Genomic DNA, 8,517 nt, shown 5'->3' with positions numbered 1-8,517 from the left:
GGCGGCCGGGCCGCCGCCGGCCGCTGCCTGCGCACCGGCGCGCCGCTCGGCGCACTCCTGGCCACCGCGGCGGCCCTCGCCTTCCAGGGACCCGCCGGGGCCGCCTCGTTCGCCGTCGGCCAGGCGCTCTACCTGTCCGCCGCGACCGTCCTGCTCGTCCTGGGCCGCGAACGCCTCCTGCTGTACACCCTGATACCGGTCGCCGCCGGGGGCGCGGCCGTCCTCGTCGCCGAACCGCCGCGCGCCGTGGCGTACGGGCTGCTGCTGGCCACGCTGGCCGCGGTCACCGGTTCGGCGGCGTACCAGAACCACCTGGCCGTACGGGAGGAGGGCGCGCCGCCGCCCGCCCTCTCACCGCTCGCCTCCGCCCCCTACGGGCTCTTCGGGCTCGGCTGCGGCGTCCTGACGGGCGTCGCCGCGCTCGGGGACGTCCTCCGCCACGGCAGCCACGCCGACCCCGCGGGCCCCGCCGTCATCGCCCTCACCCTCAGCATGGGAGCCGCCGAATGGCTGCTCTACCGGTTCCGCAGCCAGGCCCTGAAGGCCCTGGCCCGCGCCACCACGCTCCGCGGACTGCCGGCCGGCGTCGCCCGGGTCCTCGGTCTCTGCCTCGCCGTGTACCTCGCGGCCCTCGCGGCGCTGGTCCTCGCCGCCGACGCCGTCTGGCCCGGCGGCCCGCCGCCGACGCCGCTGCGCACGGCGGCCCTGCTCGCCCTCGGCGCGGTGCTGTGGACGGGGCTGCTGCTCCAGGCGTACGGCATCGCCTGGGCCCCGGCCGTCGCCTGCCTCGTGGCCGGCGCGGCGGAGGCCGCGGCCTTGGCGGTACGGCTGCCGTCACCGGCCGTCGTCCAACTCGTCGTCTGCGCTTGCGCGTCGGCGGCCCTGGCGGGCACGGCGGTCGTCCGGCTGGGGCGGATCACGGCGCATCGCTGAGGGTACGCGCGGGGGCCGGGCCGGGTGGGTCCCCTACGGTCCGGGTGGGCTGTCGGGTGGCCGGCGTCCCCGTTCCGGCCGTCGGTTCGGCCGTCGGTTCGGCCGCCGGTTCGGCCGGTGCGCGGCCGAGGCGGAGGCGGTCGGGCGTCGGCAACGGAGCCGCGCCTCCGGCGGCCGGTTCCGGGGGACCCGGGAGGGCGCGGAGGTCGGGCCGGGCCCCGGGCCTCGACGCCACCGCGCACCGCACCACCGTACGTCCCGGTGCCGACCGCCCATGCGTCACCGCACCACCGGAGGGCCCCGGCTCACCGGCCGTCAATCGCACCACAGGAGGGTCGGCTCACCGGCCGTCAATAGCACCACCGGAAGGCCGGGCCGCCGGCCGTCACCGCACCACCGCACCACCGCGCCGCCATGGGACCCGGCCTCCGGCCGTCCCTCACCCGCGCGCGGCCGCACACCGTCCGCCGCTCACCGTCCGCCCATCAGAGGAGCATTCCGCATGACCCCGCAGTCCCCGTCCCCCAGCGCATCCGCCCCCGCAACCCCCGCCCCCGGCCGCGTCGCCGTCACCGGTGCCGAGGGGTTCATCGGCTCGCACCTGGTCGAGGCGCTCGTCGCCGACGGCCTCCGGGTGCGGGCCATGGTGCAGTACAACTCCTTCTCGTCCTTCGGCTGGCTGGAGACCCTGCCGGCGGAGACGCTGGACGCGGTGGAGATCGTGCTCGGCGACGTCCGGGACCCCGGCTCCGTCCAGGACCTGGTCAAGGGCGCCGACACCGTCTACCACCTGGCCGCGCTGATCGCGATCCCGTACTCGTACCGCGCCCCGCACAGCTACGTGGAGACGAACGTCACCGGCACCCTCAACGTGCTGGAGGCCGTCCGCCACCTGGGGATCGGCCGTCTCGTCCACACCTCCACCAGCGAGACGTACGGCACCGCGCAGACGGTGCCGATCACCGAGGACCACCCGATCAACACCCAGTCCCCGTACGCCGCTTCGAAGGCGGGCGGCGACCGGCTGGCCGACAGCTACCACGCCAGCTTCGAGCTGCCCGTCGTCACCCTGCGTCCCTTCAACACCTTCGGCCCGCGCCAGTCCATGCGCGCCGTCATCCCCACGGTGATCGGGCAGGTCGCCGCGGGGGAGCGCACCATCACCCTGGGCGACCTGCGGCCCACCCGGGACTTCAGCTTCGTCAAGGACACGGTGGCGGCCTTCCGCGCCGTCGGCACCGCGCCGGCGGAACGCGTCGTCGGCCGTACCTTCAACTCCGGTACCGGGCAGGAGATCTCGGTCGGCGACCTGGTCGGCCTGATCGGCAAGATCATGGGCACCGACCTCGACGTCCGCGAGGACACCGCCCGCGTCCGGCCCGCCGCCTCCGAGGTCATGCGCCTCGTCTGCGACGCCTCCCGGCTGCGCGCCGCCACCGGCTGGGCGCCCGCCCACAGCCTGGAGGACGGCCTCGCCGCCACCGTGGAGTTCTTCCGCGACCCGGCCAACCTGGCCCGCTACAAGACCGGCATCTACAACGTGTGACCGAACGCCGTCTGACCGAACGCCGCGTGACCGATTCCCCCGGTCCGCACCCGCGATCCGACCCGTCCCCGCACGCGAGCCACGTCAGCAGAGAGGAACGGCACCCCATGCACGCAGTGATCCTGGCCGGAGGCAAGGGCATCCGGCTGCGCCCGTACACCACCGCCCTGCCCAAGCCCCTCGTCCCCATCGGCGACCAGCACGCGATCCTGGAGATCGTGATGCGGCAGCTGGCCGGCGCCGGCTTCGCCAGCTGCACCCTGGCCATCGGCCACCTCGGGCACATCATCCGCGCCTACGTCGGCGACGGCTCCCAGTGGGGCCTGCGTGTCGACTACACCTCCGAGGAGAGCCCGCTGGGCACCATGGGCCCGCTGCTCACCATGGCGGACCGGCTGCCCGAGCACTTCCTCGTGATGAACGGCGACGTCCTCACCGACCTCGACTTCGCCGACGTCCTGCGCGAGCACCGCGCCTCCGGCACCCCGCTCACCATCGCCACCTACGCCCGCAAGGTCAGCATCGACTTCGGCGTGCTGACCACCGAGGCCGGCCGCGTCACCGGCTTCACCGAGAAGCCGAGCATGGACTACCGCGTCTCCATGGGCGTCTACGGCGTGAGCCGCGACGCCCTGGCCCGCTACACGCCCGGCCTGCCGCTCGGCTTCGACGAGCTGGTCCTGGACCTGCTCGCCGCCGGGACCCCGCCGAACGCCTACGAGTTCGAGGGCTACTGGCTGGACATCGGGCGCCCCGACGACTACGACCGGGCCAACGCGGAGTTCTCCCACCGCCGCGACCTGCTGATCAAAGGAGCGTGAACGACCCGCATGCGGATCCTCGTCCTGGGCGCGACCGGCTTCCTGGGCCGGCACGCCGCCGAGCAGCTGCGCGCCCTCCCCGGCGCGCGGGTGCTCGACGGCGGCCGGTCGCCGGGCTCCGCCCTCCCCTGCGACCTGGCCGGCGCCGACCCCGCCGACCTGGCCGTCGCCCTGCGCGGCGCGGCCCCCGACGCCGTCGTCAACTGCGCCGGGGCCGTCGGCGGCAGCGCCACCGTCCTGACGGCCGTCAACGCGCGCGGCCCGGCCGTGCTCTGCGAGGCGCTGCGGCTGGCCGCGCCCACCGCCCGGCTGGTGCACCTCGGTTCGTCCGCCGAGTACGGGGCGGGGGACGGCGCGCGCTCGCTCACCGAGTCCGCCCCCGCCGCCCCGCTCGGCCTCTACGGCGCCACCAAGCTGGCGGGCACCCTGGCGGTCACCGGCTCCGGGCTCGACGCGCTCGTGCTGCGGGTGTTCAACCCGCTGGGCCCCGGCTCGCCGCCCGGCTCGCTGCCCGGCCGGCTCGCCGAGGGCATCCGCGAGGCCGGCCGCGACGGCGTCGTCCGCACCGGCGACCTCTCCGCGCACCGCGACTTCGTCGACGCCCGGGACGTCGCCCGCGCCGCCGTGCTCGCCGTCACCGCCCCCGCGCCGGTCACCGGTGTGCTCAACATCGGCAGCGGCACGGCGCGCACGGCCCGCGAGGTCGCCGAGGGCCTGGCGCGGGCCGCCGGGTTCCGGGGGCACGTCGACGAGAGCGGCGCCGGGTCGCCGCGCTCGGCGGCGCTGCCCTGGCAGCAGGCCGACGTCACGGCGGCGGCGAAGGAGCTCGGCTGGCGGCCCGAGTACGCCTTCGACACCACCCTCGCCGACCTCTGGGCCGCCGCCCGGACCCGGCCTGCGGGGGCGCCGCGGTGACGACGGCGCCCGGCGGCCGGCGGCTGCTCGTGCCGCTGTACGTCCACCCGGCGGTGGACCCCGGCGCGTGGGCGGCCCTGCTGCGGGCCGCCCCCGCGCTGCGCGGCGTGGTGCTCAACGCCGCCGACGGCCCGGGGCACCGGCCCGACCCGGCGTTCCGCACCGCCGCGGACCGGCTCCGGGGCGCGGGGGTCCCGGTGCTGGGGTACGTGGACACGGACTACGGGCGCCGGCCGCGGCGCGCGGTCCTCACGGACGTGCGCAGCCACCGCCGTTGGTACGGCGTCGACGGGGTGTTCCTCGACCAGGTGCCGACGGACCCCGCGTTCCTCGCCCGCTACCGCCGACTGGCCCTGCTCTCAAGAGCGTTGGGCGCACGGACGCTGGTGTTCAACCACGGGACGCACCCGGACCCCGGGTACGCCCGGATCGCCGATCTGCTCGTGACCTTCGAGGGGCCGTGGGAGGCGTACCGGACGGCCGCGGTCCCGGCCTGGACGAAATCCCATCTCCCCTCCCGCTTCTGCCACTTGGTCTACGGTGTGCCCCAGGAGCGGGCCGGTCACGTGGCCCGCACGGCCGGGCTGCGCGGCGCCGGAGCGCACTGCGCGGTACCGGGAAAGGGAGAGAACCCATGGCAGACCGCACCACCACCCGACGCCTGAAACCGGTCGGACGTCCGAAGCCGGCCGGACCCCGGCGCCGAGGAGCCCGACGGGCCCTGGGCGCCGGGGCGTTGACGGCGGCGGCCCTGCTCGTCGCCGCCGGCTGTTCGGGCTCGGGCTCGGGCTCGGGAACGGGCGCGGAAGACGGTGACGCCGCCGCCCGGGCCGGCGGACCGGAGCACGCCGGGACGCCGGGCGCGTCGGCGGCACCCCGGCCCGGCCGCTCGGACGCGGGCCCCGCGAAGCCCCGGCACGGCACGAGCCCGGCGCCGTCCCGGAACACGCCCTCCGCCGGCCCGTCGGCACCGGAATCCGCCTCCCCGTCGTCGTCCGGGAAGCCCGACGGCCGGGCGGCCCGCTGGCAGCCGCGCCCCGGCACCCGCTGGCAGTGGCAGCTCGACGGCAAGGTCGACACCTCGGTGGACGTCCCCGTCTACGACATCGACGGCTTCGAGAACGACGCGGCGACCGTCGAACGGCTGCACGCCGACGGCCGCAAGGTCGTCTGCTACGTCAACGTGGGCGCGTACGAGGACTGGCGGCCCGACGCGAAGAAGTTCCCGAAGGAGGTGCTGGGCGAGGACAACGACGGCTGGAAGGGCGAGAAGTGGCTCGACGTCCGGCGCCTGGACGTCCTTGAGCCCCTCATGGCGGAACGTTTCGACATGTGCCGGAAGAAGGGCTTCGACGCCGTCGAGCCGGACCTGACCGAGGGGTTCCGCAACGAGACGGGCTTCCCCCTCACCGCCGCCCACCAATTGGCGTTCAACCGCATGATCGCCCGGCTCGCCCACGACCGCGGGATGTCCGTCGGACTGAAGAACGACCTCGACCAGATCCCGGAACTCGTCGGCGACTTCGACTTCGCGGTGAACGAACAGTGCGCCGAGTTCGGCGAATGCGACAAACTCGCGCCCTTCGTGAAGCGCGGCAAGGCGGTCTTCCACGTCGAATACAAGCTGGACCCGGGGGAGTTCTGCGGCCGGACCAAAAACCTGGGGCTGAGCTCGATGCAGAAGAAACTCGGTCTCAGTTCCTGGCGTCGTCCCTGCTGAGAAGGGGTCAAGGCGCCGGAACGAAACCCTCCGGCCGGCGTGAAGAACCTCACAGAACGCCGTTTCGACACCGGATTTCGCCGGTGGATGGTGCAGGATCATGCACCGAACAACCAAGAACCCGTCACAGAGGCGGGCGACCCGGGCGGACGCCGAGTCCTGCCGCCGCTCCGGGTGCGGACCGGATACACGCGGATCGGCAGGAGCGGGAGACCCAGGCACGACGGACCACGATGGCGGTGGTCCTAGGGGTGAAGCCACATGGTGGCCGGGCAACTTTGTCAGCCCGAACCCGACAGGTCATCTTTCGCAGGCGGATGACGAAGGGCTTACTCGGCATGTCTGCGCTGCCTCGAATACCCGCGCTCATCTCCCGGGCCGGAACCGCATCGGCCCTCACCGCCGCCACCGTCGCGGCATCCGTCCTGCTCCCCGGCATGGCCGGGAACGCCCAGGCGGCCACTCCCGGCGCCAAGGCCGTCAAGGTCGCGGAGTCCAAGAAGGGCTCCTCGTACCAGTGGGGCGCCACCGGCCCCAACCGCTTCGACTGCTCGGGCCTGACGCTCTACTCGTTCAAGAAGGCCGGCAAGAAGCTGCCCCGCGTGGCCGCCGACCAGTACAACGCCACGCGGCACATCTCCCGCGGCTCGCGCTCCGTCGGCGACCTGGTGTTCTTCCACTCCGGCAGCAACGTCTACCACGTGGGCATCTACGCGGGTGGAAACAAGATCTGGCACGCTCCCGGCACCGGCAAGAAGGTCCGCCTGGAGAAGATCTGGACCAACAGCGTCTGGTACGGCCGCGTCCGCTGACGCCTGAAGCTCCACCGGGCCGGCGCTTCATCGGCGGCGCCGGCCCGTCTCTGTCCATTGCCCCGTCAGCCGTCCATGGCCGCCCGGATCGCCTCCGCCTTCGCGGACGGGTGATACCCGGGCCCCACCCCCGCGGCCAGCAGCACGTCCCCGACGACGTGCGGCGTACGCAGCGGGATCAGCTCCTGGTACGCGGGCGAGTCGTACCACTCCCGCGCCCGCTCCAGGTCGGGGAACTCGATCAGCACCAGATCCCCCTCCCACGCCCCCTCCCGCACGTCCGGCTCCCCTCCGTGCACCACGAACCGCCCCCCGAAGGGGTCGAGGGTGTCCTGGATCCGCTCGACGTACGCGACGACGTCCGCGTGCGGGACGCTGCTGCGGAAGTGACCGAGGGCGTAGGCGGGCATCGTCGTCTCCTGACCGTGAGGGGCCGGCCCGTGAGGACCGGCGGCTTGTCGTGCCCTCACAGTGCCGCCCGGGGACGTGGGAAAGCGATTACCTGAGGGGTCATCCGAGCGGACATCGCCCGCCCGTTCCATGACTTCCCGCGTACTGCCCCGATCGGTCCGGCGCCCGTGCATGATGGCGTCAGAGTGACTGGGGAGGGACGTGATGGGCACGGAACGGGTGTCACGGCAGGAGCTGGTCCGCCGCCGGCGCGACAATGGGTTCCAGGGCCGCGACCGGGAACTGGCCGTCTTCCGGGACAACCTCGGCCGCGATCCGCTCGACGACGCGTTCCACTTCCTCTTCCACGTCCACGGCCTGGCCGGGGTGGGCAAATCCTCCCTGATCCGGCAGTGGGAGGCACTCGCTCGCCGACACGGTCTCGCGACGGCCATGGTGGGCGACGAGGTGCACAGTGCCGTGGAGGCGATGGAGGCGGTCAGCGCCGAACTCGGCCGGCAGGGCCATCCGCTGAAGAAGTTCGACAAGCGCGTGGCGGAATGGCGACGGCAGCGGCAGGAGGCCGAGGCCACTCGCGCGGAGCCCGGGGCTGAGGGCGCCGAAGGGGACCCCGTCCTCACCTCGCCGTCGAGCACCCTCATAGCCCAGGCCGGGCCGGCCGGACTCGGCCTCGTCCCAGGACTGGGCCCAGTGGCCGGAGCCCTGGACCCCCACCAACTCGCCGCCGCCACCGACCGGGCGCGCACCTCCCTCGGCACCCTGCTGCACGGCGCCCGCGACGGCCACCCGGCCCCGGACCCGACCACGGCACTCACCCGGGCGTTCCTCGAAGACCTCGACCAGGTGGCACGCGGGCGGCCGGGCGTGGTGCTCCTCTTCGACACCTACGAGCGCACCGGCCCGGTCCTGGACACCTGGGTGCGCGACATGCTGTTCACCGAGACGTGCGGAACCATGCCGGCCAACGTACAGGTGGTGCTCGCGGGCCAGGACCGGCTGCGCGCCGGCACGTGGGACGACTGGCTGGACCAGGTCACTCGGATCCCCCTGGACGTCTTCGACGAGGACGAGGCACGCGCCCTCCTCGCGTCCCGGGGCATCCGGGACGACCGCGTGGTGGAGGTGCTGCTGCGGCTGTCCGGCCGACTGCCGGTCCTCCTCGACACCCTCGCTCAGGCACGCCCCACCGATCCCGATGCCGTCGGTGACCCCTCCGGCACCGCCGTCGACCGCTTCCTCAAGTGGATCGACACCCCGGCCCACCGGGCCGCCGCGCTCGCCTGCGCCCTGCCGCAGCGGCTGGACGAGGACGTCTACCAGGCCGTCGTCGCGGAGGACGCGGCCGGGGGCTACCCCTGG

The 8,517-nt window shown here is 74.2% G+C and carries 8 protein-coding genes, 1 pseudogene and 1 riboswitch; of the genes and pseudogenes, 8 read left to right on the top strand and 1 reads right to left on the bottom strand.

The features are described from left to right. The 7 genes and pseudogenes from JNW98_RS09645 to JNW98_RS09615 form a co-directional block, all read left to right on the top strand. Positions 1-933, top strand: a pseudogene (locus JNW98_RS09645) (hypothetical protein); the annotation flags it as partial. A 502-nt stretch (positions 934-1,435) separates the two neighbouring features. Next, positions 1,436-2,479 (top strand): SDR family NAD(P)-dependent oxidoreductase, encoded by a 1,044-nt coding sequence (locus JNW98_RS09640; RefSeq protein WP_223767714.1) that lies wholly within the window; start codon positions 1,436-1,438, stop codon positions 2,477-2,479. A 107-nt stretch (positions 2,480-2,586) separates the two neighbouring features. Continuing rightward, complete coding sequence (locus JNW98_RS09635; protein ID WP_223767713.1) at positions 2,587-3,300, top strand: nucleotidyltransferase family protein; 714 nt, start codon at positions 2,587-2,589, stop codon at positions 3,298-3,300. Positions 3,301-3,309: 9 nt separating this feature from the next. Continuing rightward, positions 3,310-4,215, top strand: coding sequence for an NAD-dependent epimerase/dehydratase family protein (locus JNW98_RS09630; protein ID WP_223767712.1), 906 nt, complete (start codon positions 3,310-3,312; stop codon positions 4,213-4,215). After that, positions 4,212-4,880, top strand: coding sequence for a spherulation-specific family 4 protein (locus JNW98_RS09625; protein WP_223767711.1), 669 nt, complete (start codon positions 4,212-4,214; stop codon positions 4,878-4,880). Before JNW98_RS09630 ends, JNW98_RS09625 begins: the two co-directional genes overlap by 4 nt. Positions 4,881-4,936: 56 nt before the next feature. Then, on the top strand, positions 4,937-5,935 hold the full coding sequence (locus JNW98_RS09620) for an endo alpha-1,4 polygalactosaminidase (protein ID WP_443732495.1): 999 nt from the start codon (positions 4,937-4,939) through the stop codon (positions 5,933-5,935). 180 nt (positions 5,936-6,115) lie between these two features. Then, a riboswitch (cyclic di-AMP (ydaO/yuaA leader) is annotated at positions 6,116-6,266 on the top strand. 7 nt (positions 6,267-6,273) lie between these two features. Further along, on the top strand, positions 6,274-6,747 hold the full coding sequence (locus tag JNW98_RS09615; RefSeq protein WP_223767709.1) for a C40 family peptidase: 474 nt from the start codon (positions 6,274-6,276) through the stop codon (positions 6,745-6,747). 65 nt (positions 6,748-6,812) lie between these two features. Here JNW98_RS09615 and JNW98_RS09610 read toward each other — a convergent pair whose 3' ends face one another. Then, the gene (locus JNW98_RS09610; protein WP_223767708.1) at positions 6,813-7,157 is read right to left on the bottom strand and encodes a DUF1330 domain-containing protein; all 345 of its coding nucleotides are present in this window, start codon (positions 7,155-7,157) and stop codon (positions 6,813-6,815) included. A 205-nt stretch (positions 7,158-7,362) separates the two neighbouring features. Here JNW98_RS09610 and JNW98_RS09605 point away from each other — a divergent pair. Next, positions 7,363-8,517: ATP-binding protein (locus JNW98_RS09605; RefSeq protein ID WP_223767707.1), on the top strand; the 1,155-nt coding region annotated here is incomplete at its 3' end.

Source organism: Streptomyces huiliensis (genome assembly GCF_020037025.1).
Lineage (GTDB): Bacteria > Actinomycetota > Actinomycetes > Streptomycetales > Streptomycetaceae > Streptomyces > Streptomyces huiliensis.
The sequence above is the reverse complement of the archived record's forward strand: the minus strand, read 5'-3'. Positions and strand labels throughout refer to the sequence as shown.